At 74.6% G+C, this 26,551-nt stretch carries 26 protein-coding genes and 1 riboswitch; of the genes, 13 read left to right on the top strand and 13 right to left on the bottom strand.

The window, feature by feature from the left end; genetic code table 11:
* Positions 1 to 25 precede the first annotated feature (25 nt).
* Entirely contained in the window at positions 26 to 1,030 is a 1,005-nt protein-coding gene (locus tag ABT092_RS11665; RefSeq protein ID WP_351242473.1) for a 2-hydroxyacid dehydrogenase, read from the top strand.
* On the opposite strand, the gene ABT092_RS11670 is transcribed toward ABT092_RS11665, so the two are convergent.
* Both ABT092_RS11670 and ABT092_RS11675 read right to left on the bottom strand, forming a co-directional pair.
* The gene (locus ABT092_RS11670; protein ID WP_351242475.1) at positions 973 to 2,910 is read right to left on the bottom strand and encodes an anthranilate synthase family protein; all 1,938 of its coding nucleotides are present in this window, start codon (positions 2,908 to 2,910) and stop codon (positions 973 to 975) included. The two genes, ABT092_RS11665 and ABT092_RS11670, sit on opposite strands and share 58 nt — an antisense overlap.
* 117 nt (positions 2,911 to 3,027) lie before the next feature.
* A complete protein-coding gene (locus ABT092_RS11675; protein WP_351242575.1) occupies positions 3,028 to 3,084 on the bottom strand; it encodes a trp operon leader peptide in 57 nt (18 codons plus the stop codon).
* Between the two features lie 170 nt (positions 3,085 to 3,254).
* On the opposite strand from ABT092_RS11675, the gene ABT092_RS11680 reads away from it, so the two are divergent.
* Complete coding sequence (locus tag ABT092_RS11680; protein ID WP_351242577.1) at positions 3,255 to 4,601, top strand: class II 3-deoxy-7-phosphoheptulonate synthase; 1,347 nt, start codon at positions 3,255 to 3,257, stop codon at positions 4,599 to 4,601.
* Positions 4,602 to 4,789: 188 nt separating this feature from the next.
* Positions 4,790 to 5,050, top strand: coding sequence for a (2Fe-2S)-binding protein (locus ABT092_RS11685; RefSeq protein ID WP_351242477.1), 261 nt, complete (start codon positions 4,790 to 4,792; stop codon positions 5,048 to 5,050).
* A gap of 34 nt (positions 5,051 to 5,084) precedes the next feature.
* Here ABT092_RS11685 and bfr read toward each other — a convergent pair whose 3' ends face one another.
* A complete protein-coding gene (gene bfr, locus ABT092_RS11690; protein WP_351242479.1) occupies positions 5,085 to 5,564 on the bottom strand; it encodes a bacterioferritin in 480 nt (159 codons plus the stop codon).
* A gap of 162 nt (positions 5,565 to 5,726) precedes the next feature.
* On the opposite strand from bfr, the gene ABT092_RS11695 reads away from it, so the two are divergent.
* Positions 5,727 to 6,359, top strand: a complete 633-nt coding sequence (locus ABT092_RS11695; protein ID WP_351242481.1) for a sulfite oxidase-like oxidoreductase — start codon at positions 5,727 to 5,729, stop codon at positions 6,357 to 6,359.
* A 47-nt stretch (positions 6,360 to 6,406) separates the two neighbouring features.
* On the opposite strand, the gene ABT092_RS11700 is transcribed toward ABT092_RS11695, so the two are convergent.
* The 5 genes from ABT092_RS11700 to thiO form a co-directional block, all read right to left on the bottom strand.
* On the bottom strand, positions 6,407 to 7,291 hold the full coding sequence (locus ABT092_RS11700) for a deoxyribonuclease IV (protein WP_351242483.1): 885 nt from the start codon (positions 7,289 to 7,291) through the stop codon (positions 6,407 to 6,409).
* A gap of 48 nt (positions 7,292 to 7,339) precedes the next feature.
* Positions 7,340 to 9,283, bottom strand: a complete 1,944-nt coding sequence (gene pknB / locus ABT092_RS11705) for a Stk1 family PASTA domain-containing Ser/Thr kinase (protein ID WP_351242485.1) — start codon at positions 9,281 to 9,283, stop codon at positions 7,340 to 7,342.
* 77 nt (positions 9,284 to 9,360) lie between these two features.
* Positions 9,361 to 10,155 (bottom strand): thiazole synthase, encoded by a 795-nt coding sequence (locus ABT092_RS11710; RefSeq protein WP_351242487.1) that lies wholly within the window; start codon positions 10,153 to 10,155, stop codon positions 9,361 to 9,363.
* Between the two features lie 3 nt (positions 10,156 to 10,158).
* Complete coding sequence (thiS, locus tag ABT092_RS11715) at positions 10,159 to 10,392, bottom strand: sulfur carrier protein ThiS (protein WP_351242489.1); 234 nt, start codon at positions 10,390 to 10,392, stop codon at positions 10,159 to 10,161.
* Positions 10,389 to 11,546 carry a glycine oxidase ThiO gene (thiO, locus tag ABT092_RS11720; RefSeq protein ID WP_351242491.1) on the bottom strand — a complete coding sequence of 386 codons (1,158 nt, stop codon included), beginning with the start codon at positions 11,544 to 11,546 and terminating at the stop codon, positions 10,389 to 10,391. The genes thiS and thiO overlap by 4 nt, the downstream gene beginning before the upstream one ends.
* Positions 11,543 to 11,655: riboswitch (TPP riboswitch) on the bottom strand. Its footprint overlaps the gene before it by 4 nt.
* 47 nt (positions 11,656 to 11,702) lie before the next feature.
* Between thiO and ABT092_RS11725 the strand changes: the two genes are divergently transcribed.
* The 6 genes from ABT092_RS11725 to ABT092_RS11750 all read left to right on the top strand — a co-directional run bounded on the left by ABT092_RS11725 (position 11,703) and on the right by ABT092_RS11750 (position 16,729).
* A complete protein-coding gene (locus tag ABT092_RS11725) occupies positions 11,703 to 12,092 on the top strand; it encodes an avidin-fold protein (RefSeq protein WP_351242493.1) in 390 nt (129 codons plus the stop codon).
* Positions 12,093 to 12,205: 113 nt separating this feature from the next.
* Positions 12,206 to 13,438: an NAD(P)/FAD-dependent oxidoreductase gene (locus ABT092_RS11730; RefSeq protein ID WP_351242495.1), complete on the top strand. Its 1,233-nt coding sequence runs from the start codon at positions 12,206 to 12,208 to the stop codon at positions 13,436 to 13,438.
* Positions 13,439 to 13,528: 90 nt separating this feature from the next.
* Entirely contained in the window at positions 13,529 to 13,894 is a 366-nt protein-coding gene (locus ABT092_RS11735; RefSeq protein ID WP_351242497.1) for an Rv2175c family DNA-binding protein, read from the top strand.
* Positions 13,895 to 14,022: 128 nt separating this feature from the next.
* Entirely contained in the window at positions 14,023 to 14,718 is a 696-nt protein-coding gene (gene thiE / locus ABT092_RS11740) for a thiamine phosphate synthase (RefSeq protein WP_351242499.1), read from the top strand.
* Between the two features lie 173 nt (positions 14,719 to 14,891).
* Entirely contained in the window at positions 14,892 to 15,812 is a 921-nt protein-coding gene (gene metF, locus ABT092_RS11745) for a methylenetetrahydrofolate reductase [NAD(P)H] (protein WP_351242501.1), read from the top strand.
* A gap of 44 nt (positions 15,813 to 15,856) precedes the next feature.
* Entirely contained in the window at positions 15,857 to 16,729 is an 873-nt protein-coding gene (locus tag ABT092_RS11750; RefSeq protein ID WP_351242503.1) for a hypothetical protein, read from the top strand.
* A gap of 24 nt (positions 16,730 to 16,753) precedes the next feature.
* Here the strand turns inward: ABT092_RS11750 and ABT092_RS11755 are convergent, their stop codons facing one another.
* Together ABT092_RS11755 and ABT092_RS11760 are read right to left on the bottom strand one after the other, a co-directional pair.
* Complete coding sequence (locus ABT092_RS11755; protein WP_351242505.1) at positions 16,754 to 18,265, bottom strand: phytoene desaturase family protein; 1,512 nt, start codon at positions 18,263 to 18,265, stop codon at positions 16,754 to 16,756.
* Positions 18,266 to 18,570: 305 nt separating this feature from the next.
* Positions 18,571 to 19,185, bottom strand: a complete 615-nt coding sequence (locus tag ABT092_RS11760) for a TetR/AcrR family transcriptional regulator (protein WP_351242507.1) — start codon at positions 19,183 to 19,185, stop codon at positions 18,571 to 18,573.
* A gap of 151 nt (positions 19,186 to 19,336) precedes the next feature.
* Here ABT092_RS11760 and ABT092_RS11765 point away from each other — a divergent pair, with 151 nt between their 5' ends.
* The 3 genes from ABT092_RS11765 to ABT092_RS11775 all read left to right on the top strand — a co-directional run bounded on the left by ABT092_RS11765 (position 19,337) and on the right by ABT092_RS11775 (position 21,466).
* Positions 19,337 to 19,849, top strand: coding sequence for an SAV_6107 family HEPN domain-containing protein (locus tag ABT092_RS11765; RefSeq protein ID WP_351242509.1), 513 nt, complete (start codon positions 19,337 to 19,339; stop codon positions 19,847 to 19,849).
* Positions 19,850 to 19,991: 142 nt separating this feature from the next.
* Positions 19,992 to 20,762 carry a class I SAM-dependent methyltransferase gene (locus ABT092_RS11770; RefSeq protein ID WP_351242511.1) on the top strand — a complete coding sequence of 257 codons (771 nt, stop codon included), beginning with the start codon at positions 19,992 to 19,994 and terminating at the stop codon, positions 20,760 to 20,762.
* Positions 20,763 to 21,061: 299 nt separating this feature from the next.
* On the top strand, positions 21,062 to 21,466 hold the full coding sequence (locus ABT092_RS11775) for an SCO2097 family morphological protein (RefSeq protein ID WP_351242513.1): 405 nt from the start codon (positions 21,062 to 21,064) through the stop codon (positions 21,464 to 21,466).
* A gap of 185 nt (positions 21,467 to 21,651) precedes the next feature.
* Here the strand turns inward: ABT092_RS11775 and ABT092_RS11780 are convergent, their stop codons facing one another.
* The 3 genes from ABT092_RS11780 to ABT092_RS11790 are packed head-to-tail and all read right to left on the bottom strand — an operon-like array spanning position 21,652 to position 26,455.
* Entirely contained in the window at positions 21,652 to 24,048 is a 2,397-nt protein-coding gene (locus ABT092_RS11780; RefSeq protein WP_351242515.1) for a transglutaminase TgpA family protein, read from the bottom strand.
* Positions 24,045 to 25,406, bottom strand: coding sequence for a DUF58 domain-containing protein (locus ABT092_RS11785; protein WP_351242517.1), 1,362 nt, complete (start codon positions 25,404 to 25,406; stop codon positions 24,045 to 24,047). Before ABT092_RS11785 ends, ABT092_RS11780 begins: the two co-directional genes overlap by 4 nt.
* Positions 25,406 to 26,455: an AAA family ATPase gene (locus ABT092_RS11790; protein WP_351242519.1), complete on the bottom strand. Its 1,050-nt coding sequence runs from the start codon at positions 26,453 to 26,455 to the stop codon at positions 25,406 to 25,408. The genes ABT092_RS11785 and ABT092_RS11790 overlap by 1 nt, the downstream gene beginning before the upstream one ends.
* Positions 26,456 to 26,551: the final 96 nt, after the last annotated feature.

The raw sequence follows: 26,551 nt of genomic DNA on the forward strand, positions 1-26,551 counted from the left end.
CCGTCCACCGCCCCGGAGGGACCCCGTGGAGATCCTGGCCTTCGGCGTACAGGCCGACGAGAAGCCCCTGATCGAAGCCGCCTTCACGGCCCCGCACCAGGCGCGCTGCCTGGACGTCTTCCTCAACGAGGACACCGCCCCGATCGCCGCCGGCTACGAGGTCGTCTCCAGCAGCGTCAACGCCGACCTCACGCCCCGGGTCCTCCAGACCCTCGCCGCCGGCGGCACCCAGATGATCGCCCAGCGCTCCACCGGCTTCAACAACATCGACCTCCAGGTCGCCGAACGCCTCGGTATGACCGTGGCCCGGGTGTCCTCCTACTCGCCGTACTCGGTGGCCGAGTTCGCCTGGGTGCTGGCGATGGCGGTCAACCGCCGCATCGTCCGGGCCAGCAACCGCACCCGGGACTTCGACTTCCGCCTCGACGGGCTGATGGGCCGGGACCTGCACGGCCGGACCGTCGGGGTGATCGGCACCGGCAAGATCGGCGAGGCGTTCGCCCGGATCGCCCACGGCTTCGGGATGCGGCTGCTGGGCTGGGACGTGGTGGAGAACCCGCGGTGCACCGCCCTCGGCATGACGTACGTCGACAAGGACCGGCTGCTCGCCGAGGCCGACCTGGTCAGCCTGCACGTCCCGCTGCTGCCGGCCACCCACCACCTGATCGACGCGGCGGCCCTGGCGGCGATGAAGGACGACGCGATCCTGGTCAACTCCAGCCGCGGCGGACTCATCGACACCAAGGCCCTGGTGGAGGAGTTGCGCGCGGGCCGGTTCACCGGCGTCGGCCTGGACGTGTACGAGGCGGAGGCCGGGCTGTTCTTCCTCGACAAGTCGCTGGAAGGCGTACCCGACGACGTGCTCGCCCGCCTCGTCACGTTCCCCCACGTGGTGGTGACCTCCCACCAGGCGTACTACACCACCGACGCGGTCACCCAGATCGTGGAGACCACCGCCGCCAACGTGCTCGACTACCTCGCCGGCCGCCGCAGCGAGAACGTCCTGGTCCCGGCGTCCCCGAGCAGCTGACCGACCAGCTCCCGCACGATCGCCGCACCGCGCAGCGTCAGCACCGACTCCGGGTGGAACTGGACGCCCGCGAAGCCGGGCCCGCGCAGTGCGTGCACCTCGCCGCGCGCGTCCCGGCTGACCTCCACGCCGTGCGCGGCCAGCTCCCGGGCCGCGTCCTCGTCGCAGTGCGCCACGAAGCTGTTGTAGAAGCCGACCGTCTCGGTCCGGCCGAACAGGTCGACCTCGGTCTGCGCCCCCTGGTACGGGACCGCCTTGCGGACGATGCAGAGCCCCAGCTCCGCGGCGATCAGCTCGTGCCCCAGGCACACGCCCAGCACCCCGTGCGGGTGGGAGCGGATCAGCTCGGCGCCCAGGGCGCGCAGCAGCCGCATCTTGGGATCGGTCGGGTCCGAGGGGTCGCCCGGCCCCGGGCCCAGCACCACCGGCCCCGGGTGGTCGAGGACCGCCGCGCGCAGCCCCGGCTCGTCGTAGCGGCGCACGGTCACCCCCAGCCCCGAGGACCGCAGCAGGTGGCCCAGCATGGCCGTGAAGGTGTCCTCCCCGTCCACCACCAGGGCGTGCCCCGTCAGCGCCTCGGAGCGCTCCTGCATCCGCAGCCAGAACGGGGCGAGGCCCGCCCGCCGCGAGGCCAGCGCCTCCTGCACCCGGGGGTCGTCGGCCAGCGGGGTCCGCGGCGCACCGGACGCCTCCCGGCCGCTCCGCACCCCCAGGGCGGTGAGCACCCCGGCCGCCTTGGCATGGGTTTCGGCCACTTCACCGTGCGGGTCCGAGCCGCGCACCAGCGTCGCCCCGACCGGCACCTTCAGGGTGCCGTCCGCGGCGATGTCCGCGGTCCGGATCAGGATCGGCGAGTCCAGCGTCTGGGCGCCGCCCGCGTCCCGCCCGACCAGGGCGAGCGCCCCCGCGTAGTAGCCCCGGCCGGAGCCGTCCGGGCCGGCCGGTTCGTACCGCTCGATCACCCGGCAGGCGTTCTGCACCGGCGAGCCGGTGACCGTGGCGGCGAACATCGTCTCCCGGAGCACCTCGCGGACCCCGAGCGAGGACCGGCCGCGCAGCTCGTACTCGGTGTGCGCGAGGTGGGACATCTCACGCAGCCGCGGCCCCACCACCACCCCGCCCCGGTCCCCGACCGTGCACATCATCTTCAGTTCCTCGTCCACCACCATCGAGAGCTCCTCGACCTCCTTGCCGTCGGCGAGGAAGTCCAGCAGCCCCTCCGCGGTGGGACCGCCCGCCGGGTACCGGTAGGTGCCGCTGATGGGGTTCATCACCACCGTGCCGCCGCTCATCCGCACGTGCACCTCCGGGCTGGCCCCGACCAGCGTGCGGTCCCCGGTGTGCACCACGAAGGTCCAGTACGCGCCCTCCTCGCCGACCAGCAGCCGGTGGAACAGGGCCAGGGCGTGCCCCCGACCGAAGTCCTCGATCCGGCCGGTGTAGGTGCGCCGGATGACGAAGTTGGCGCCCGCGCCCCGGCCGATCTCCTCCCGCAGCACCCGCTCCACGACGGCCGCGTACTGCGCGTCGGACACGTCGAAGCCGCCGTCCGCCACCCGCACCGCCGGCGCGCCGGCCGAGGCCAGCGCCGCCAGCACCTCGGACAGGGGCAGCTCGTGGGACTCCTCCGGGACCAGGACGGCGAGCGGGGTGCCGTCGTCGCGGACGTCGAAACCGCGCTCGCGGATCTGCCGGAACGGGACCAGGGCCAAGCCGTCCGGGATGTCGGCGAGCCGTTCGTGGTGGGAGACGGGGCCGATCAGCACCTCGACGGTGGCGTGGTCCCGGCCGGGGGTGCGCCGGCGCAGCAGTGCGAACGGCGGGCCCTGCGGGTCAAGCAGCCGGTTCAGGATCGCGGGGGCGGCGGGGCGGTCGGTCATGGGGAGGTCCTTCCCTGCGGGCGCCGGGCGGGCCCGGCGGTCGGGTGGAGGAACGGCCCCAAAAACGCCGGAAGGCCGCCCCTCGGGCGGCCTTCGCGTGGTCTCGGGTACGCGCAGTCAGTGGGCCGCCGGATGAGCGGTCCACCACCAGTGACGGGTCGAGTGCGCGAACATGCCGGGCACCCTACCCGATGCCCGGCCCGGCGGGCGTCCGAGCCCGCACGGGGGACGCCCCCGCCGGGCGCGCTGGCCGGTCGAGCCCGTGCTCACCTGCGAGGTGTGTCTCAAAAGATGAGCGGACAGATGGACACCTCCGCCGAGCACGTAATGTTGTCCGGGTGACCGTGAACGCTGAAACCCAGCCCGTCGCCGGGGCCACCTGGCGCGACCTGCCCGCGGCGCAGCAGCCCGAGTACCCGGACGTCGAGGCTCTGCGCGATGTGATCGCCGACCTCGAAAGCTATCCGCCCCTGGTGTTCGCCGGCGAGTGCGACCAGCTGCGCGCCCGCCTGGGAGCGGTGGCCAAGGGCGAGGCGTTCCTGCTCCAGGGCGGCGACTGCGCCGAGTCCTTCGACGCGGTGGGCGCCGACCAGATCCGGGCCAAGCTCAAGACCCTGCTCCAGATGGGCGCCGTCCTCACCTACGCGGCGTCGGTGCCGGTGGTCAAGGTCGGCCGGATCGCGGGCCAGTACTCCAAGCCGCGCTCCAAGCCCACCGAGACCCGGGACGGGGTGACCCTGCCCACCTACCGCGGCGACTCGGTGAACGGCTTCGCCTTCACCGAAGAGGCGCGGGTGCCCGACCCGCAGCGCCTGAAGCGGATGTACCACGCCTCCGCCTCCACGCTGAACCTGGTGCGCGCGTTCACCACCGGCGGTTACGCGGACCTGCGCCAGGTGCACGCCTGGAACCAGGACTTCGTGCGCTCGTCCCCGTCCGGGCAGCGCTACGAGCAGCTGGCCCGGGAGATCGACAACGCGCTGAACTTCATGCGGGCCTGCGGTACGGACCCCGAGGAGTTCAAGACCGTCGAGTTCTTCGCCTCCCACGAGGCGCTGCTGCTCGACTACGAGGGCGCCCTCACCCGCACCGACTCCCGCACCGGCCGGCTGTACGACACCTCCGGCCACATGGTGTGGATCGGTGAGCGCACCCGCCAGCTCGACGGGGCGCACATCGAGTTCGCCTCGAAGATCAGCAACCCCATCGGCATCAAGCTGGGCCCGACGACCACCGTCGACGAGGCGCTGACCTACATCGACCGGCTGGACCCGGACCGCGAGCCCGGTCGGCTCACGTTCATCGTCCGGATGGGCGCCGACAAGGTCCGCGACAAGCTGCCGAACCTGGTCGAGAAGGTCACCGCCTCCGGTGCCACCGTCGCCTGGGTCACCGACCCGATGCACGGCAACACCTTCGAGGCGGCCTCCGGGCACAAGACCCGTCGCTTCGACGACGTCCTCGACGAGGTCAAGGGCTTCTTCGAGGTCCACAAGGGGCTGGGCACCCACCCGGGCGGCATCCACGTGGAGCTGACCGGCGACGACGTCACCGAGTGCGTGGGCGGCGGCGACGAGATCTTCGTCGACGACCTGCACCAGCGCTACGAGACGGCCTGCGACCCGCGGCTCAACCGCAGCCAGTCGCTGGACCTGGCCTTCCTGGTCGCGGAGATGTACCGCGACCAGTGAGGAGCCCGGTCACGGGTGATCTTCCCGGTACGCACCGATGGGGCACGGATGCTGTGATCCGTGCCCCATCGGGCTGTCCGACCCTTTTACGCCACCCGGAGCCGGGGGTAAGGTTAGGCAAGCCTCACCGATCGGGGGGCCGTCCGGCCCGGCCCGGACTCCGAGCGCCCCACCGGGGAGGTGACCGCGTGTACGTGTGCAGCTGCTTCGGCATCACCGAGTCGCAGGTGCGACAGCACGCGGCGGACGGGGCGTGCACCCCGCGTCAGATCGCCTCCGCGTGCAAGGCGGGCACGGACTGCGGTTCCTGTGTGAAGCGCATCCAGGCGCTGCTCGGCCGGGGCGCGTGCCCCCGCCGCGAGCTGGTCGACCGGGGCGACCCGGCGCTGGCGACGATCGGGAGGGCGCGTTCCGGCGGGCGTGTCGCCGACCTCGACGAAGCTGCCTGACCGTTTCTGCGGCTGACGCTCGGGCCGCGGCGGCTCAGCTGCTCGGCTGCTCGATCTGTTGGGCCAGGTAGAGCGCCTCGCCGAGCTTCGCGATCAGTTCCAGTTGGGTGTCGAGGTAGTCGATGTGGTGCTCCTCGTCCTCCAGGATGTCCTCGAAGATCCGTGCCGAGGTCACGTCCCCCTTGGCCCGCATCACGTCGATCCCGCGCTTGAGCCGGTCGATGGCCTCGACCTCGACCTGCCGGTCGGCCTGGAACATCTCGGTCACCGTCTGCCCCACCCGGACGTGGAACAGCCGCTGGTAGTTGGGCAGCGCGTCCAGGAAGAGGATGCGCTCGGTGAGCCGGTCCGCGTGCTTCATCTCGTCGATGGACTCGGACCGCGTGTAGTTCGCCAGCTTGGTCCAGCCGTTGTTGTCCTGGATGCGGTAGTGCAGCCAGTACTGGTTGATCGCCGTCAGCTCGCCCGTGAGCTGTTCGTTCAGGAATTCGATGACCTCGGGGTCGCCCTGCATGCCGAAGGCTCCTTCCCAGCGGGGATCGGTGCGGTGGCCGCATCCTCGCACCGCCCCCGGGGGGCGTCCAGTAAGTGCCTCCTTACTAGGAGTTGCCCGTTCTCGTGGTGGTGGGCTCCGACCTGGTCGGGAACACTCGTCCCGGTCTGTCAGGATGGATACATGGGTCATCCGGTCGGTCGCGAATCTCCACAAGCGGCGCAGCAGCCGCTACCGCCGGGACAGCGGCTCCAGCGCGGTTGGCCCGTCACGCACTACGGTCCGGTGCCCCGGTTCCGTCCGGAACGCTGGGAGTTCCGCGTCTTCGGCGCGACCGCGGACGGGGGGAAGCGGTGCTGGAACCACGAGGAGTTCTCGGCCCTGCCGTACGCCACGGTGGTGGCCGATCTGCACTGCGTCACCAAGTTCAGCATGCTGGGGGCCGAGTGGGGCGGCGTCCTGACCCGTACCGTCCTGGACCTGGCGCCGCCGGCCCCGGACGTCACCCATGTGATGGTCTGGGCGGAGTACGGCTACAGCGCGAACATGCGCCTCTCCGACTTCGGTGCCGAGCGCGCCGTCTTCGCCAGCCACAAGGACGGTGAGCTGCTCACCGCCGAGCACGGCTTCCCGCTGCGGCTCGTGGTGCCCCACCTGTACGCCTGGAAGGGGCCCAAGTGGGTCCGCGGTGTCGAGTACATGACCGCCGACCGCCGGGGCTTCTGGGAGGAACGGGGTTACCACAACGTCGGCGACCCCTGGCGCGAGCAGCGGTACTCGTACCAGGAGGCGCCGGGCGAGGGCCCCGAACTCTGACCGGCCCGGAGCGGAGGCGTTCCTGCGGACCACCCGACCCCGTACCCCTAGGGGGTGGGCCGCCCGCCCGTCCTGAGCCGCTTCAACAGCGCCACGTCGCCGGTGTGCCCGTCCTTGCCGCCCGGGGTCTCGATCACCAGCGGAACGCCCTCGGTCGCGGCATGGGCGAGCAGGGCCCGGAACGGGTCCGCACCGATCAGACCCGCACCGATGTTGGCGTGCCGGTCCCGGTGCGAGCCCACGTCCGCCTGGGAGTCGTTGGCGTGGACGAGCTTCAACCGGCCGCTCCCCACCGTGCGCACCAGGGTGTCGAGGGCCTCGTCCATCCCGCCCGGGCCGGCCAGGTCGTGTCCCGCGGCGAAGGCGTGGCAGGTGTCCAGGCAGACGCCCAGCTTCGGATGGGAGTCCAGCGCCTCGAAGTACGGTCCGAAGTCCTCCATCCGCGAGCAGAGCGAGGAGCCCTGCCCGGCCGTCGACTCCAGCAACAGGAACGGGTCGTCCTCGTGCGTCAGCTCGTCCAACAGCGGAAGCACCAGCTCCCGCGCCTGCGCCAGGGCCACCTTCCGTTCCCGTCCGCCGGTCGCCGAACCGGTGTGGACGACCACCCCCAGCGCCCCGATCGCCCGGGCCCGGCGCAGCGAGTGCCGTAGCGACACCACCGAGGACCGGGCCGTCGCCTCGGTGTGGGAGCCGACGTTGATGAGGTACGGGGCGTGCACGTACGCCTGCGTGCCCCCGGCGGCGCAGGCCGTGCGGAACTCCTCGTCCTGGCGCGGATCGCCGGGCGGGGTGGCCCAGCCCCGGGGGTTGGCCACGAAGACCTGAACGGCTTCGGCGCCCATCTCACGGGCGTACGCCAGGCCGGTGGAGGCCAGGCCGCCGGCGACCGGGACGTGGCCGCCGACGGGGTTGCGGAGCGGGGTGACAGTCACCCCACCAGGGTTTCACGCCACCGGAGCCGGCCGGCCACCGGTGCGGACTCAGCGGATGCTGAGGGTGATCTCCGAGCCCTCGGGCGCCTTCTCGCCCGCGTCCACCGACTGTCCGCGCACCGTGTCGCCGAACAGCCCGAGGATGCCCCGGTCCTCCTTCACCGCGAACCCGGCGGCCTCCAGGGTCTGCCGGGCGTCGTCCACCGAGTCCCCGACCACGTCCGGGACCTCGATCATCTCGGGGCCGTCGGAGAGCGTCAGGGTGACGGCCTCCCCCTCGGCGGCCTCGTAGCCGGCCCGCGGGAACTGCCGCGCCACCTCGCCCGCGGGCACCTTGGCGTGCACCCGCTCCGAGGCCACTTCGGTCTCCAGCCCCCGTGCGGCCAGCGCCTGCTTGGCCTCGTCCAGGGGGCGACCGCTGACGTCGGGCACCTCCACCGGGGCGCCCCGGCTCAGGGTGATCGCGACCGCCGACCCCGCCCGCCGCGGGGTGTCCGGCGCCGGATCGGTGCTGATCACCTCGCCCCGGGGCACCGCGGCGTCGAACTCCTCGGTGACCATGCCGGGCACCAGTCCGACCGCCTTCAACTCCTTGCGGGCCACGGCCAGCGTCCGGTCGGTGACATCGGGCACCCGTACCGTCCGCGGCCCCAGCGAGACCGTCAGCCCGACGCTCCCGTTGCCGCGGATGCGCTCCCCGGCGGCCGGCTCGGTGGCGATCACGGTGCCGCGCCGATCGGTGTCGCTGTACGCGCGGCGGACCTTCCCGACGTCCAGCCCGGCGTCCGTGAGCCGGGCACGGGCGTCCGCCTCGGTCTGGGTGAGCAGGGCCGGGACCCGGGTGAACTGGCCGGAGTTGATGTACCAGACGCCGATGCCGAGCACCACCGCGAGCAGGGCGCCCATCCCGGCCAGCACCGCCCGCGGCGGACGCCCCCCGCGCCGGCCCGGGCGGGACCGCACCGGCCGGGCGAGCAGCGCGGTGCGCTGCACCCCCCGGTCGGGGTCGTCCGCCGGGGACGGGTGCGGGGTGCCGAGGGCCCGGGGGATGACGCTGGTCCGGTCCTCGGAGGTGTCCCGGCCCTCCGGCGCGGCCTCCCGCGCCTGCGGGGGCGCCGCGTCCAACTGCGCCGGGGTGAGGGCGTCCCGGGCCAGGCGCAGCGCGGCGAGCAGCTCCACCGCGTCGGCCGGCCGCAGCCGCGGATCGCGGGCGGTGGCGGAGGCGACCAACTCGTCGAGGGCCACCGGCAGCCCGGGCACCGCCGCGGAGGGCGCCGGCACGTCCTGGTGGACGTGCTGGAAGATCACGTAGGCCGCCGAGTCCCCGGCGTGCGGCTTGTGGCCGGTCAGCATCTCGTAGAGGACGATCCCGCAGGCGTACACGTCCACCCGGGCGCCCGAGTCCCGGTCCGCCGCCGGGTCCTCGGCCACCTGCTCCGGGGCCAGGTAGGCCAGGGTGCCGAGCACGGTGCCGGTCGTGCCGGTGCCGCTGCCCGCCGCCCGGACCAGGCCGAAATCGGCCACCTTGACCCGTCCGTCGTCCCCGACCAGGACGTTCTCCGGCTTCACGTCCCGGTGGACGAAGCCCGCCCGGTGCGCGGCGCCGAGGGCGGCGAGCACCGACTCCAGCACGTCCAGCGCGGCCCCGGGACGCAGGGCCACCCGCTCGCGCAGCACGTCCCGCAGGGTGCAGCCGGCGACGTACTCCATCGCCAGGTACACGTACGCGCCCTGGGCGCCCTGGTCGAAGACGCCGACCACGTTCGGGTGGGAGAGCCGGGCCACCGACTTGGCCTCGCGGATGAACCGCTCCACGAAGCTCGCGTCCACGGCCAGCGCCGGGTGCATGACCTTCAGGGCGACCACCCGGTCCAAGCGGATGTCCAGGGCCCGGTAGACGGTGGCCATGCCGCCCGTCGCGATCTTCGCGTCCACCCGGTAGCGGGCGTCCAGCACGTGCCCGAGCAGCGGGTCCTGAAGCGACGTGTCCACGGAGGCAGTCTAAGAGCCGGCGGAAGCAGGGCGCGCAGCCCAGGTGGGTGCGCGCCCCCGCGAGCCCGTGCGCCGGCTCAGAACGCGGGGCGCTCCGGGTCCAGCCGGGCCTGCCCCGTCGTCGGCGAGCTGGCCCGCGCGAAGAAGCGCCGGGGGATGCGCCCGGCGCGGTACGCCAGCCGCCCGCCGTCGACCGCGTACCGCATGGCCCGCGCCATCTGCACCGGCACCCGCGCCCGGGTGACCGCCGAGGCCAGCATCACCCCGGCGCAGCCCAGCTCCATGGCGAGTGCCACGTCCGAGGCGGTACCGGCACCGGCGTCCAGGATCACCGGCACCCCCGCGTGCTCCACGATCAGTTCGAAGTTGTGCGGATTGCGGATGCCCAGCCCGGAGCCGATGGGCGAGCCCAGGGGCATCACCGCCGCGCACCCCACGTCCTCCAGCTTGCGGGCCAGCACCGGGTCGTCGTTGGTGTACGGCAGCACGGTGAACCCGTCGTCCACGAGGATCTCGGCGGCGTCCAGCAACTCCACCGGATCGGGCAACAGGGTGCGCTCGTCGGCGATGACCTCCAACTTGACCAGGCCGGTGCCGAGCGCCTCCCGGGCCAGCCGGGCGGTGAGCACCGCCTCGCCCGCGGTGAAGCAGCCCGCGGTGTTGGGCAGCACCTGGATCCCGAGCCGCTCCAGGACGGACAGTACCGACCCGGCGGTGGTCGGATTCACCCGGCGCATCGCCACGGTGGTGAGCTGGGTGCCGGAGGCCACCAGGGAGCGCTCCAGCACGTCCAGGCTGGGGGCGCCCCCGGTGCCCATGATCAGTCGGGAGTCGTAGCTGCGGCCACCGAGCAGGAACGGGTCGTCGGCCATCGGTCAGCCCCCCTGGACGGCGGTGAGCACTTCGACCCGGTCGCCGTCGCGGACCGCGGTCAGCGACCAGCCGGTGCGCGGCACGACCGTTTCGTTGAGGGCCGCGGCGACCCCGGCGGGCGCGGCGGTGAGCTGGGCGACCAGCTGGTCGAGGGTGGTCCCGGGCGTGACGTCCCGGGCTTCTCCGTTGAGGGTGACGCGCAGGGGCGCGGCCCCGGCGGCGGACGGCACGGTCATACGGGTTGCTCCTGGGGGAGGCGGGCGAACCGGAGGGGCGAGAAGGGGCGGGCGGCGGGCGGCAGCTCGCCGTGCACCAGGGCGTGCGCCAGGACGTCCCCGGTGATCGGTGCGAGGAGGACGCCGTTGCGGTAGTGCCCGGTGGCCAGCAACAGGCCGTCCAGCGCGGTCGGGCCGAGCAGCGGCGCGTTGTCGGGGGAGCCGGGCCGCAGGCCGGCCAGCGTCTCGACGAGCGGGAGTTCGGTGATGCCGGGCACCAACTCGTGCGCGTCCCGCAGCAGTTCGTAGACGCCGCCGGCGGTGACGCTGGTGTCCCAGCCGAGTTCCTCGCTGGTGGCGCCGAGGACGAGCTCACCGTTCTCGCGCGGCACCAGGTACACCTGTCCGCCCCGCACCACCGCCCGCACCGTCCGGCTCAGGAACGGGGCCTGCGCCGGGGGCACGGTCAGCCGCAGCACCTGGCCCTTGACCGGGCGCACCGGGGGCAGCACCTCCTGCGGGACGCCGGCGAGCCGGCCGCTGAGGCTGCCGGCGGCCAGGACGACCCGCCCGGCGGCCAGCGCGGTGCCGTCGGCGAGCACCACGCCCGTGGCGCGCTCCCCGTCCGTCCGCAGCCGCCCGGCCCGTTGCCGGTGGAAGACCACGCCGGCCGCGGCACAGGCGGTGACCAGGGCGGCGGCGAGTCGGCGGGGGTCGATCTGGTGGTCGTCGTCGACCCGCAAGCCACCCCGCACCCCCGGCGCGAGCATCGGTTCGAGCCGCCGGCACTCCCGGCCGCTGAGCCACTCGGAGCGGAGCCCGGCCGCGGTCTGCACGGCGTGCAACTCCCGCAACTGGGCCCGGTCGTCCGCGTCCAGGGCGACGGCGAGGGTGCCGCACCGCCGGTAGCCGAGGTCCGCCCCGGTGACGGCGGAGAGTTCGGCGACGAACGCCGGATACGCCTGCGCCGAAGCGGTGTTGAGGGCCAGCAGGGTCTCCTCGCCGGGGTGCAGCTCGCTGACCGCGGCCAGCATCCCGGCCGCCACCCGGGCGGCGCCGCCGCCCGGCGCGGGGTCCACCACCGCGGTGCCCAACCCCCGCTGGGCGGCCCGCCACGCGGTCACCAGACCGATCAGTCCGCCGCCGACGACCAACACGTCCGCTGTACGAGACATGGCTGTCCCGCTCCTCCCTTCGCCGGCATGACCCGGATCAGGTTCGTACGGTCGGCGGCCGGTCAGCCCCCCTCTCAGCCCGGTCGTCCGGGCTCCCGCGAGTTACCTTGGCCACCCTAACCCGATGCCCCGCACGCCAGTAGAGGGAGCCGCCCCGTGCCCCGACAGACGCCCCGGCCCGTCCCTCCGTCCGCCCCGGGTGCGCCGGCGCTCGACGGCCGGGTCTTCGCTCCCGTCGTGGAGCAGGCGCCCGGTCAGGTCGGCCCCCGCACCCGCTTCGCGTACCACGAGCGGGACGGCGTCGTCTGGGCCGAGTACGCGGGCGGGGACGTGGTCCGCGGCCACCTCGTGGGCACCCGCGACGGGGACCGGCTCGACTTCCGCTACGTCCAACTGCGCACCGACGGCACCACCGCCTGCGGCCGCTGCACCTCCGAGGTGCTGGTGCTGCCCGACGGGCGGCTGCGGCTGCTGGAGACCTGGGAGTGGGAGTCCGGCCCCGGACGCGGGACGAGCGTCGTCGAGGAGCTCGCGGACGCCGCCTGACCGGCGCGGTGCGGCCGGGGGGTTGTCTATCGTGGCCCCGCGGGGCCGGTGCGGCCCGCGGCGGGCGCGCAGTGCAGGCAGCGGAAGCGTACGAGGATGGCGAGGTGGCCGCGGTGAGCGAGCCGGCGACGGACCGAACGACGGAACCGACCCCCGCGGGGGTCGTCATCGCGGGTGCGGGGATGGCCGGGGTGCAGACCGCCGTCGCCCTGCGCGAACAGGGCTACGCCGGTCCGGTGCTGCTGATCGGCGCCGAGCCCCACCAGCCCTACGACCGACCGCCGCTCTCCAAGGCCGTCCTCCTCGGCAAGGCGGAGGACTCCGCCTTCGACATCGACTTCCCGGACCTCGACGTCGAGCTGCGGCTCGGCCTGGAGGTCACCGGGCTCCGCCCGGAGGAACGCCTCCTGGACACCGAGGCCGGCCCGGTGCCCTACGACACCCTGGTGATCGCGACCGGCGCCGAGCCGGTGCGACTGCCCGGCACGGAGGGCGTGCCGGGGGTGCACCTGCTGCGCACCCTCGACGACGCCGCACGGCTGCGGCCGGTCCTCGCGGACGGACGGGACGTGGTCGTGGTCGGCGCCGGCTGGATCGGCGCCGAGTTCGCGACCGCCGCCCGCGAGGCGGGGTGCCCGGTGACCGTGGTGGAGGCCGCCGACCGGCCGCTCGCCGGCGCGCTGCCCGCCGAGGTCGCCGCGCCGATGGCCGACTGGTACGCCCAGGCCGGCGCCACCCTGCGCACCGGCGCCCGGGTGGCCCGCGTCGAGCCCGGCACGGTGGTGCTGGAGGACGGCACGGCGCTGCCCGCGGGCGCGGTGGTGGTGGGCGTCGGCGCCCGCCCCGCGACCGGGTGGCTCGCCGGCTCCCCGATCGCGCTGGGGGCCTACGGGGAGGTGCTCGCCGACGACCTCCTGCGCACCTCCGTCCCCGGCGTCTACGCCGTCGGGGACTGCGCCTCCTTCCCCTCCGCCCGCTACGGGGAGCGCCTGCTGGTGCACCACTGGGACAACGCGCTCCAGGGGCCGCGCACGGTCGCCGCCGGGATCGTCGGGGCGGCGCCCGCGCCCTACGACCCGGTGCCCTACTTCTGGTCCGAGCAGTTCGGGCGCTTCGTGCAGTACGCGGGCCACCACGCCGACGCCGACGCCACGGTGTGGCGCGGGGACCCCGCCGGGGCCGCCTGGGCGGTGTGCTGGCTCCGGGAGGAGCGGCTGGTGGCGGTGTTGTCGGTGGGCCGGCCCCGGGACCTCACCCAGGGCCGCAAGCTCATCGAGTCCGGCGCGGCCCTGGATCCGGCGCTGTTGGCGGACCCCGGACTGCCCCTGAAGTCGGCCCTGCGCTGACCCGCTCGGGCGGTGCGCGGCGGGGCCGGTCGGCGGCACCGGCAGCGGGCCGCTTTTCCGATGTCAGGGGGAAGTGGCAGGCTTGGGGGCGTGACCGAGATTGACGTAAAGATTGATGCTCTCGTCCCCGCCTGGCTCACCCTCCCCGACATCGCCGAAGTGACCGGCGTGGAGGTGACGCGCGTCCGGCAGTGGGTCAAGGAAGGCCAGCTGATCGCCGTGCGCCGTGGCGAGAACAGGGCGCTGCACGTACCGGCGGCCTTCATCGACGGCGACAAGGTCGTCAAGGGGCTCAGCGGTACCCTCACGCTCCTGCGGGACGACGGCTTCACCGACGAAGAGATGCTGGAGTGGCTCTTCACTCCCGACCCGAGCCTGCCGGGAACGCCGGCCCAGGCCCTGAGCGAGAACCGGGGCACGGAGGTGAAGCGCCGGGCGCAGGCGCTCGCCGTGTGACCTACCGTGCGTGGGCCCGTCGACCGCCGGTCGACGGGCCCACGCAGGCGGTGTGCGGGTCCGACCGGGCGGTCGGGCCCGCACACCCCACCCGATCCGTTCCGCACCACCCCGGGGGGACACCGCACATGGGCGCCGCCGCCTCTGCCACCACCGCCGCCACCGACGCCGCACCGGCGGGCGGCACCCGAAGGGCCCGGCTCGCCGCGGCCCGGCTCTACCTCTGCACGGACGCCCGCACCCGCCGGGGCGACCTGCCGGAGTTCCTGGACGCCGTCCTCGGGGCCGGCGTCGACATCGTGCAACTGCGCGACAAGGGCATGGAGGCCGCCGAGGAACTCGACCACCTCCGGGTCTTCGCCGAGGCGTGCCGTCGCCACGGCACGCTCCTCGCGGTGAACGACCGGGCGGACGTCGCGCACGCCATCGGGGCCGACGTGCTCCACCTGGGCCAGGGCGACCTGCCGGTGCCCGCCGCCCGGGCCGTCCTCGGCGAGGACGTGCTGATCGGCCGCTCCACCCACGCCGTGGCGGAGGCGGAGGCGGCGGCCGCGCAGCCGGGCGCCGACTACTTCTGCACCGGCCCCTGCTGGCCCACCCCGACCAAGCCGGGCCGTCACGCACCGGGGCTGGACCTGGTCCGGCGCACCGCCGCGGCCCGCCCCGAGCGCCCCTGGTTCGCCATCGGCGGCATCGACCTGGGCACCCTCGACGAGGTCCTCGACGCGGGCGCCCGTCGGGTGGTGGTCGTCCGGGCGATCACCGAGGCGTCCGACCCCGCGGCGGCCGCCGCCGAGTTCGCCCGCCGGTTGCGCGACCGGTAGGTCCGTTCCCCGTGCCGGACCGTCCGCGATGTGGACGGCCCGGCGGGCGACGAGCCCCGCGGCCCACGACGGATGAGACGAAAAGTGTCCGAGGGGTGGACAACGGAGCGTCATTTGCCGCTTTTGCCGGACGCCCGGTTGGGTGACGGCTCCGGCCTGGCTAACCTGCCGTTATGGCCCTTGGGACAGCTTCCACCAGGACGGACCGTGCGCACACGGTCCGTGACATGCTCGCATCCGGCAAGACGACGTACTCCTTCGAGTTCTGGGCGCCCAAGACCCCCAAGGGCGAGCGGAACCTCTGGAACGCGCTGCGCCGCGTCGAGGCCGTCGCGCCAAGCTTCGTCTCGGTGACCTACGGTGCGGGCGGCTCCACCCGTTCGGGCACGGTCCGGGCCACCGAGCAGATCGCCTCCGACACCACCCTGACCCCGGTCGCCCACCTGACCGCCGTCAACCACTCGCTCGCGGAACTGCGCAACATCATCGGCCAGTACGCCGACGCCGGCATCCGCAACATGCTCGCCGTCCGCGGCGACCCGCCCGGCGACCCCATGGGCGACTGGGTCCCGCACCCCGAGGGCCTCACCTACGCCGTCGAACTCGTCCGGCTCATCAAGGAGTCCGGCGACTTCTGCGTGGGCGTCGCCGCCTTCCCGGAGATGCACCCCCGCTCGCCCGACTGGGACGCGGACGTGCGGCACTTCGTCGACAAGTGCCGCGCCGGCGCCGACTACGCCATCACCCAGATGTTCTTCGACCCCGAGGCCTACCTCCGACTGCGCGACCGGGTCGAGGCGGCCGGCTGCCGGACGCCGATCATCCCCGAGGTCATGCCCGTCACGAGCGTGCGCCAACTCGAACGGCTGGGGCAGCTCAGCACCGCCGTCTTCCCCGCGGAGCTGAAAGAGAGGATGCTCTCCGCCAAGGACGATCCCGCGGCTGTACGCTCCATGGGAATCGCGTTCGCGACCGAGTTCTGCGCGAGGCTCCTCGACGAGGGCGTGCCCGGGCTGCACTTCATCACGCTGAACAACTCGACCGCGACGCTGGAAATCCACGAGAACCTGGGACTGCACCGCACGCGGTCCTGAGCCGGTCGTACGCGCACGGCGCCGACCGCACGAGAGGGGCGTACATGGGCTGGGCGGTCCTCTACATCGCGTTCGGCATCGTCGCGTTGTGGCTGTTGGGCGAGGTGCTCCTCCAGTACAAGGCCAGGCTCCGCTGGCGGTTGCTCGCCTTCTGCGGCTTCCTGGGCGTGGTCGTCGGCGTGGTCATCCCCTCGGTGGTGGTGATCGGCATCGGCGCGATCGCCTTCGCCATCGGACAGACCTACGTGACCATGTCCTTCCGCCAGGGCTTCTCCACCGGGTGGGCGATCGGCGGGCGCCCGGGCGCCAGCAAGCGCCGCCGCAACCACGAGGAGACCCATCAGGAACCCACGCTCCGGGTGTCCGGGATGGAGGAGACGGCGACCTTCGACCGGGTGCCCGGCTTCCCGGACGCCCCCGGCCCCGCCTCCGCGGAGGACTTCGCCAACGCCGCCACCACCATCGGACCCGTCTTCGACGCGGACGGCCCCGGACCCGACCGCGGCGGCCCGGCCGTCGGCGGGTACGAAGGGTACGACGGGTACGGCGACCGACACCCCGAGCACGCACCCGGATTCGGCCCCGACCCCGCCCACCTCGGCTACGCCGCCCACCCGGCGGCGGAGGACCCCTACCGCGACGCCTACGACCCCGGGACGCAGCAGTACGCCGCCTACGCCGACCCCTACCCGGCGCCCGGCGGCTTCGACGCCCCCCACGACCCGTACGCACCGTCCTACGGGCAGGACCCCTACGTCGGGGAGGGCTACCAGGACACCCCGCCCGGCGGGGTCTGGGTCCCCCAGCAGCGCATCACCGCCGCCGACGGCCTCCCGCCCGTCCCCGAGGCGCCGTACGACGGCTACCGGGGCGCCTACGACCCCGAGCACGACGAGCGCCAGCCGTACCGCTACTGATCCGGCGACCGGCACCGCCGGCGCTCACTGGGAGCCGCGGAACTCCGGTCCCTCCACGATGAGTCCGGCCACCAGCGCCCCCGACATGCCCGCGTGCGGCAGCCCGCCGCCCGGGTGGGACCAACCGCCGACCAGGAACAGCCCCGGCACCCGGGTGTCGTTGGCCTGGTGCAGCAACCGGCCGCCGGCCGCCGCCAGCGCGGGGGCCGGCACGGCGCCGCCCGGGGCCGCGGTGTCCGCGGCGACCTGCACGGGGGTGCGCACCTCCCGCCACAGCAGCCGGTCCGCCAACCCGGGCACCGCCCGTCCGGCCGCCTCCACCATCCGCCCGGCCGCCCGCTCGTACGCCTCGGTCGCCGTCCCGCCGTCCGCGGGGACGGTCGCGGTCAAGGTCACCGCCTCGTGCTCCGCGTCGGGGACGCCCGCGGGGTCGCCCGTGCGCAGCACCTGCACCGTGGGTTGCCCGGGCAGCGTCGGCACCGTGCCGAACAGCGCCTCCACCTCGCCGTCCGGATCGGCGGAGTGGACCACCGTCCGGTGCGCGGTGCCCTCGGGCCGGGCGCCCCGCAGGGCCAGGAACACCGTCAGCCGGCTCGCCCCGACGCGCTGCGCCGGCACCTCGTCCGGGGCGCGCAGTGCGGTACCGGGCACCAGCGCGTCCAGGACGGCCGGAGCCACCCCGGCGACCACGTGGTCCGCCTCCAGCACCTCCCCGTCACCGAGTTCGACGCCCGCCGCCCGCCCGTCGGCCACCACGATCCGGGCCACCGGGGCCCCGAAGCGGAACTCCACCCGGCGGGCGCGACACCGCTCGTACACGGCGGTGGCCAGCGCGCGCATCCCGCCGTCCACCGACCAGACCCCGAAGGTCTGTTCCAGGTAGGGCAGCACGGCCGCAGCGGCCGGGGCGGTCCGCGGATCGAGCCCCCACTCCAGGGGGTGGCTCTCCAGCAGCGCCCGCAGCCGTGGTTCGCCCGCCAACTCCCACTCGGCGATCTCCCGCACCGTGCTCGCGGTGCGGTCCCGGCGCCACAGCCGCTTCACCGGCTCCGCCGGATAGGGCTCGCGGTCGGCGAGCACCTGCCAGTTGGGCCACAACGGCTCCTCCAACAGGGGCCGGCGGGCCCGGTCCCAGGCGTCCCGGGCCCGGTTCACGAACGCGGCCCACCGCTCGCCCGCACCGCCGCCGAGCGCCTCGTCCAGCGCCTCGCGGACGCCCGCGCGCGACGAGTTCGGCAGGGACACCCCGGTGCCGTCCGCGAAGAGGTGCCGCACAGCCGGCTCCACCTGACGGAGCCCGACGCACCGCTCCAGCGGCTCCTTGCCGGTCTTGACGAAGAGGTCCCGCTGCACGGCGGGCAGCAGCAACAGGCCGGGCCCGGTGTCGAAGCCGAAGCCGTCCCGGGCGAAGCGCCCCAGCGCCCCGCCGTAGGTCTCCCGACGCTCGCACACCACCACGCGGTGGCCCGCCACCGCCAGCCGTGCGGCGCCCGCCATGGCGCCCATGCCCGCGCCGATCACCACGATCCGTCCCATGCCGCGACTGTATCCGCCGTTCCGGCGGCACCGGGGACGGGTACTCAGAGGGGGATGAGTACCCGTACGGATGAGGGTGCCGCGCGGGACCGGAAGAGTGGGTCCCACGGAGCGGGGCACCGCGGACGCACCGCCGACACGGGGCGGCGGACCGGCCGCGGTGCCCGGAGCCCGGACCACGGGGGACGGGGGACGGGGGCGCACGGGGAAGCCCGAGCGACACGGGGGCCCCGGTCCGGTACGGGCTCGCGCACACGCGGCGCTCCTGCGCGGTGCGTGCTGCGGCACGCACCGCGCAGGAGCGTTCACCGCCCGCCGCCCCGCCCGGGCAGCAACCGGGACAGCACCGCGTGCACCTCGTCCACGGACCGCTCCGGCTGGAACGACCGCCAGTCGAGCGCGGCCACCAGGACCGTGCCGACCAGCGCCGACGCGGTCAGCGGCACGTCGAGCGGCTCCTCGTCCCCACCCAGCTCACCCGCCGCGACCCCGGCCCGCAGCACCTCCTCGACCACGGCCACCGCCTCCCGCCGGACCGTCGCCAGCGTGGGCTGCCAGGCCCGGTTGGTACGCCACAGCTCCGCCACGTACAGCCGCACGAACGCCGGGTGCCGTTCGACGAAGACCAACCCCGCGCGGACCATCGCGTCCAGGGCGTCCGCACTGGTCCCGCCCGCCCGCCGGGAGCCCTCGGCGGCCTCCCGCAGCGAGGCGACGAGCAAACCCACGCCGTGCCGCAGCACCTCCTCGAACAGGACCGACTTGGTGGCGAAGTTGTAGTACACCGTTCCCTTGGCCACCCCCGCCCGCTCGGCGATCTCGTCCACGGTCGTCGCCGAGAACCCCTGCTCGGCGATCAGGGTCACGGCGGCCTCGTACAGCTTCTGCCGGGTCGCCTGACGTCGCGTGCTGCTCCGCATGCCCCCGATTCTCACAGGCCCGCCCCGCCGGCCCGCTTCCCGGTCGCGCTGCCCGGCGCGGAACCGCAGGTCGGACCGCGTTGTCAGAGGGGTGCCCCACGATGGGCGGTGAACGGCATCCGTGCCGTTCACGGACGACAGGAGGTTCGTCATGGCCCATTCCTCCGCGGCAGCCGCGCCGTACCACCGTGCCGGCAGCCCCGCCGGTGACGTGCACCCGGTGCCCCGCCGCACCGGTGCCCCGCCCGCCGCCCTCGACCTGCTGGCCAAGGCGCGCGCCGGACTGGACGAGGCCGCCGCCCGCACCGCCCCCAACGAGCGCTACGCCACCGCCCACCTCGCCGCCCTGCGCACCGCGGCGGCCGTCCTCGCCGCCCGGGCCCGCCCCGAGCCGCCCGGACGCCGTCGCCCCACCATACGCAGCGCCTGGGAGGTGCTGCCCGAGGTCGCTCCCGAATTGGCCGAATGGAGTGCGCTGTTCGCCGCCGGCGCCGACCGCCGGGCCCGGGCCGAAGCCGGGATCACGGGCGCGGCCCGCCCCCAGGACGCCGACGCGCTGCTGCGCGACGCCGGGGTGTTCCTGCGGCTGGTCGAACGGATGCTGGTGGCGCGCCCGGTGCGGTCCCGGCCCGCCGCGCCGCCACCGGTGGCGGACGCGGGCTGACCCGTCCGCGGCGGCGAGGCAATAGGGTGGGATGACCTGAAAGCCTCCCCCGCCGGCCGGGCCCGTGCCCGACCGGACGGGCGGGGCGCGCCGATCGCTACCGCCGCCCGCCGGACGGTGCCGTGCCGAGGAGTCAGTTGCAGTGTCGGACCCGATGCGCCCCCGTGCCTCCCTCCGAACCGCCGTGGTCTGGGACGTGCTGAAGGACGCCCTCGACCAGCGGGTCAAGACCACGGGACGCGAGGTGCTCGACGTCCTGGACACCGGAGGCGGCAGCGGCAACTTCGCCGTGCCCGTCGCCCGCCTCGGCCACCGGGTGACCGTGGTCGACCCCAGCCCCAACGCGCTGTTCGCCCTGGAGCGGCGGGCCGCCGAAGCCGGGGTCGAGGGCCGCGTCACCGGGGTTCAGGGCGACGCCCTCGGACTCTTCGACGTCGTGGAGCGCGACGGGCACGACGTCGTGCTGTGCCACGGCGTCCTGGAGTACGTGGACGACCCGGCGGAGGGCATCCGCAACGCGGTCGGCGCCCTGCGGCCCGACGGGGTGCTGAGCCTGTTGGCGGCCGGCCTCGGCGGCGCGGTCCTGGCCCGCGCCCTGGCCGGTCACTTCGCCGAGGCCCACCGGGCGCTCGACGACCCGGACGGCCGTTGGGGCGAGGGCGACCCGGTGCCCCGGCGCTTCACCGCCGCACAGCTCGCCGAACTGGTGAACGCGGCCGGTGCCCGGGTGGACGCGGTGCACGGCGTGCGCGTCTTCGCCGATCTGGTGCCCGGGGTCCTGGTGGACACCGAGCCGGGGGCGCTGGACGCCCTGCTGCGGCTGGAGGCCGCCGCGGCCGAGCTCGACGCCTTCCACGCCGTGGCGACCCAGCTGCACGTCCTCGCGGCCCGCCCGGAGCCCGACGGGGATTGACCCCCGCCCCCGTGCCCGCTCCGCCTCCCGTCGCCGTTGCCGCCCTGATCAGGGGCGCTGCGGCGGATGCAGTACGCCACACACCACCCGATCGGCCGGCACTCGCCGTATGATCGAGAGAGACGGTCCGGCATGACGGACGGGTCGCCGGGGAATGGACGCCTCAGCGGGCCGATCCGCCACGACGGGCTCGGACTGGCGAATTGGCGTAGAGGGGCGGGTTTCACGGGGGCGATTCCCTGCCTATCCTGAAGGGAACCCCCCGGTCGCCCCGGCGACTGCACGATGAGGAGGACTCCGTGCCGCTCTCGGAGCACGAGCAGCGCATGCTCGAGCAGATGGAGCGAGCGCTGTACGCCGAAGATCCGAAGTTCGCGACAGCGCTTGAGGGAAGCGGGCTGCGTACGTACACCCGACGCCGGGTGTACCAGGCGGCCGCAGGCTTCCTGGTGGGTATCGCACTCCTCATGGCCGGAATGGTCGCCCAGCAGATCTGGATCAGCGTGGTCGGCTTCCTCGTCATGCTGGGGTGTGCGGTGCTCGCCGTCACCGGATGGCGCAAGGCGCCCAAGCCGGGTGAACAGGTCGGTTCCGTACCAGGGGCCCATCCCGCCCGGCCGCAGGACCGGCAGCGCCGGTCGATGATGAACCGCATCGAGCAGCGGTGGCAGCGCCGCCGCGACGAGCAGGAGGGCGGGCGCTGAGCCCACCGTCCCACCCCTGGGGCACCCCTCGACCACCGATCCGCCCGGCGCCGGCCCCGGCCTGCGCCCCCTAGACGGCAGGGCGCCCTCCGACGCATGCGGAGGGCGCCCTTCGCATGCGCCCCGGGAGCCGCCGCCGGTGGGTGGGTCCGCCGGCGAAGTCCGGCGGCCCACCCCGTCGCGCTTCAGCGCCGCAGCAGGGCCCACCGGGGCAGCGCCCCGGCCGTGCGCACCCGCAGCGCCATCCAGCGTTCGCTGCCCGCCCACAGCAACCGCACCGCGGACCGGGGCGCCAGCCTGGCCCGCAACCGGGCCGTGCGCCCCACCGACCGGTCCAGCGCCGCGCGCACCGTCCGCACCTCGTCCCCGAGGCCGGCGACGGCCCGCGGCACCGGCGCGTACAGCACCTGCTCGACGGCCGCGGCCACCCGGTGCGCCGCGGCCCCGGCCGCCCCGTCCAAGCCGGCCGTGCGGACGATCCGTGCCGCCGCCGCCCGGGGCGTGCGGGAGGGGTCCGGCGCGATTCCGTGGTCCCAGGCCGAGTCGACCAGCTCCTGCCAGACGGCCAGGACCCGGGCGGCGGCGTCCGCCTCCGTGCGTCCCGGGGAGGACCCGAGCCGTACCGCCCGCACCCGGGCCCGCCACAGGGCGGGCCCGAACGGCAGCGCCAGTGCGACCAGCACCCCCAAGCCGATCAGCAGTCCCGTCCAGGGCGGACCCCCGCCGCTTCCCGCGGCACCGGCCGCGGCGGAGGGCGAGACGGCCCCGCAGCTGCCGTCCAACTGGCGCTGCTCCACCGAGCAGGTCTCGGTGCGGGTGGGCGCGGCCGAGGGGGCCGCGCTCGCCGAGCGGCTCGGCGCGGCCGAGGCGCTCGGCGTGTCCGAGGGGCGCTGGGCCCGGGTGTAGTCCGGGGCCGAGCCCCGGCTCGGCGTGGGCTCGAACCGGGTCCAGCCGACCCCCTCGAAGTACAGCTCGGGCCAGGCGTGGGCGTCCCTGAGCCCCACCGACACGGTGCCGTCCGTGCCCGGGGAGCCGGGGGTGAAGCCCACGGCGACCCGGGCCGGTATCCCGAGCGTGCGGGCCATCGCGGCCATCGAGAAGGAGAAGTGCACGCAGAAGCCCTGCTTCTGGGTGAGGAACCGGGCGATCGCCGCCGCTCCGGTCCCCGCCGTCACCTCCGTGTCGTAGGTGAAGCCGCCGTCGACCGAGAACCAGTCCTGGAGTTTGACGGCCCGCTCGTAGTCGTTCGAGGCGCCCGCGGTGACCCGGCGGGCCTCCTTGGCGACCACGTCCGGCAGGGCGTCCGGCACCCGGGTGAACTCGCGGACGAACTCCGGGGGCGGCGCCGGCGCGTTCGCCAGGTCCTGCGCGGTGGGTTCGACGAGCAGGCTCTCCACCGTGTACCGGGCGCCGCGGGTGGTCTGCCCGTGGTCGCCGACCAGCGTGCGCCCCACCGGTTCGAAGCGCCAGTCGCCCGGGATCTCCGTCCGCTGCATCGGGAACGGCATCGGCAGCCAGTTCTGTGCGTACCAGTCGGCCGCCTCGATCCGGGTGGTGACCCCGCGGCGCTCGACCTGCGGGCTCAAGCCCACGGGCGGCGGCAGCACCTCGGGCACCTCCGTGATCTCCCGGACCGAGGGCTTCCACGCACTGCCGTCGAAGTCGTCGAGGGAGACGATCCGCAGGTACAGTTCCTGGGGTTCGGGGGTGTCGGTGGTGTACCGCAGCACCTCCCGGTTCTCGGGCTGGTTGAGGCTGTTCTGGAGCGACACCAGCGGATTCACCGCGGAGATGGTGCCGCCGCCGGGCTCGCCCCCGTCGCCGCCGCGGTCCCGGTCCAGCAGACCGCCGTCCAGGGCGGGCAGGGCCAGCGGCGCGGCCACGGCGATGCCCAGCGCCATCGCCCCGATCCGACGGCCGGTGCGCACCGGCACCGTCCGGCCGCTCTCCAGCCCGGCGGTGACCCGACCGCCGCGCGCGACGGGGGCCCCGCTGAAGACCCGCCCCCACCGCAGCAGCCGGTCCCGGCCCTCGGCGAGCAGGAGCAGCAGGTAGCCGACGGCGGCGAGCGCGAACCAGGTCCAGCCCGCGTCGCCCCCGCCGATCCCCACGGCGACCGAGTACAGGGTGAGCAGCGGCAACCCGGCCGGGGCCGCCGCGCGGAAGGTCACGGCGAGCGCGTCCACCGCGAGGCCGATCAGCAGCACCCCGCTCACCAGCATCAACCGCACCCCGTCCGACAGCGGCGCGGGCGGCGCGAACCGGCCCACGTCCTCACCGCCGTCCCGGAGCAACTCGGCGAAGGCGGTGATCGTGTCGGGGACGGGCACGAAGCCCAGCAGGGCCCGTTCCGCGACGAAGGACGCGGTGAGCAGCAGCACGGTCACCAGGACCTGGGCGAGCAGGGTCACCGACCGGGGGAGCGGGGCCTGCCGGCCCAGCACGCCCACCACCGCCTGCACCCCGAGCAGCGCCGCGGCCTGGACCAGCCAGGAGGACGAGTCCACCAGCGGGACCAGCGCCGCCGACGCCGACAAGGTGGCCAACCAGGCGCACAGCACCAGACGCCATCGGCCGCTCATGACCATCCTCCCGTTCCCGGTGCCGCGTCCGCTGCGGCGCGCTCCCGGTCGGCCCGGCGCCACAGCTCGGCGAGGCTCGCCCCCGGCGTGACGGCCAGGGCCGTCCAGCCCGCCTCGCGCAGGGTCCGCAGCCGGCCTTCGCCCCGGTCGTCGAGGCGGCCGGCCGAACGGGCCCACCACCCCGGGTCGAGCACGAAGGCCACCGCGGTGCCCGCGCGCTGCCGCATCCGGGCGGCCACCGCGAGCTGTTCCTCGTCGAGACCGCCCAGGAACGCCACCAGCAGCCCCTCCCGTTCGCCGCCCAACCGGTCGTGGGCGCGCGAGAGTCCCGCCCCGTCCGAGTGCTCGATCGCGGCCAGGGTGTCGAGGAGCAGCCCTCCGGCGTCGGTCGACTCCGGTGACGGGCCGGACCCCCCGAATCCGTCGCCCCCCTGGTCCGGGACCGAGGCGCCGGTGTCCGTCAGCAGACGCGCCGACAGGCCCCGTTCCAGCACGTGCAGCAGCACCGAGGCGGCGCCGGACACCGCCCACTCGAAGGCCGAGTCGGGCCCGGCCCCCTCGTGGGCGAGTCGACGGGTGTCCAACAGGACCGAGCAGCGGGCGCGTTGCGGTTGCTCCTCGCGGCGCACCATCAGCTCGCCGTGGCGGGCGGTGGAGCGCCAGTGGACCCGGCGCAGGTCGTCCCCGTACCGGTAGCCGCGCGGGATGAGGTCGTCCTCGCCGGCGAGGGCCAACGAACGCTGTCGTCCGTCGCCGAACCCGGTGGCCGCGCCCCCGAGCCGCACCGGCGGCAGCTGCTCGACCCGGGGCACCACGGTGAGGGTGTCGTGGGTGGTGAACGAACGGGTCAGCTCGCACATCCCGAAGGGGTCGCCCAGCCGCAGTTGGAGGGGGCCCAGGGGGTAGCGGCCGCGCAGGTCGGACCGGACCCGGTAGGACACCTCGCGCCGGCCGCCGGCCTCCACCCGGTCCAGGATGAACCGGGGGCGGGGCCCGAGCACGTAGGGCACCTGGTCCTGGAGCATCAACAGTCCGGTCGGCAGCCGCGACACGTTCTCCATCCGCAGTTGGACCCGGGCCTCCGAACCGGCGGGCACCCGCGCGGGGGTGAGCACCCGGCTGCTGGCGACCCGGTAGTGGGTGCGGTACAGCACCAACACGCACACCAGCGGCAACACGGACAGCAGCAGCCCGACCCGCAACAGGTCGCCCTGCCCCAGCACGTAGGCGCACGCCGTGGCGGCGATCCCGGCGGCCAGGAAGGAACGTCCGCGGGTGGTGAGCCCGCCGAGAGCGGCCCACGGTCCGCCCCGGGCCCGCTGGGGGCCGCCCCGGTGCGGATCGCCGGGGGCCGTCATCACAGCCTCCGCGCGCCGGGCGCACGCTCCCCGAAGACGGGCGCGCCCGGCCCGCGGCCGGGGTAGCCGCCGCCCGCGGCCGGCTGTGCGACCGGCACGGGGGTGCGCTGGAGGATGTCCAGCACCACCTGCTCGGCGGTGCGCCGGTTCAACTGGGCCTGGGGGGTGGGCAGCAGCCGGTGCGCGAGCACCGGGGCGGCCAGCGATTGCACGTCGTCCGGCAGCGCGTACTCCCGACCGGCGAGCGCGGCGGCGGCCTTCGTGGCGCGCAGCAGGTGCAGCGTCGCCCGGGGGGAGGCGCCGAGCCGCAGGTCGGGGTGGTTGCGGGTGGCCGCCACCAGGTCGACCACGTAGCGGCGGACGGTGTCGGCGACGTGGACGGTGCGGACGTGCTCGATGAGCTTGGCGACGTCGTGCGCGCGGGCCACCGGTTGCAGGTCGTCCAGCGGGGAGGCGCCGCCGTGCACGCCCAGCATCGCCAACTCCGCCTCGGGACTGGGGTAGCCGATGGACACCCGGGCCATGAACCGGTCCCGCTGCGCTTCGGGCAACGGGTAGGTGCCCTCCATCTCCACCGGGTTCTGCGTGGCCACCACCATGAACGGATCGGGCAGCTCGTAGCTGTGCCCGTCGATGGTGACCTGGCGCTCCTCCATGGACTCCAGCAGCGCGGACTGGGTCTTCGGGGAGGCCCGGTTGATCTCGTCCCCGATCACCACCTGGGCGAAGATCGCACCCGGCTTGAACTCGAAGTCCCGTCGCTCCTGGTCCCAGATCGACACCCCGGTGATGTCCGAGGGCAACAGGTCGGGCGTGAACTGGATGCGGCGCACGGAGCAGTCCAGGGACCGTGCGAGCGCTTTGGCCAGCATGGTCTTGCCCACGCCCGGCACGTCCTCGATGAGCAGGTGCCCTTCGGCGAGGAGTACGGTCAGTGAAAGTCGCACGACCTCCGGCTTGCCCTCGATCACGCTCTCCACCGATGCGCGGACGCGCTCCGCTGTGGTGGTCAGATCCGTGAGGCTCGCTCGATCGTCATAGGTCGTCACCCGGCCCTCCTCGGCCCTCCCCCTGGCGCCTCGCGGTGCCGGGGATTCCCCAAATTCAGGGCCGGTGCGCGCTGCCGCGGACCGACCCACCCCGAA

This window comes from Streptomyces sp. NPDC002490, assembly GCF_040296045.1.
Lineage (GTDB): Bacteria > Actinomycetota > Actinomycetes > Streptomycetales > Streptomycetaceae > Streptomyces.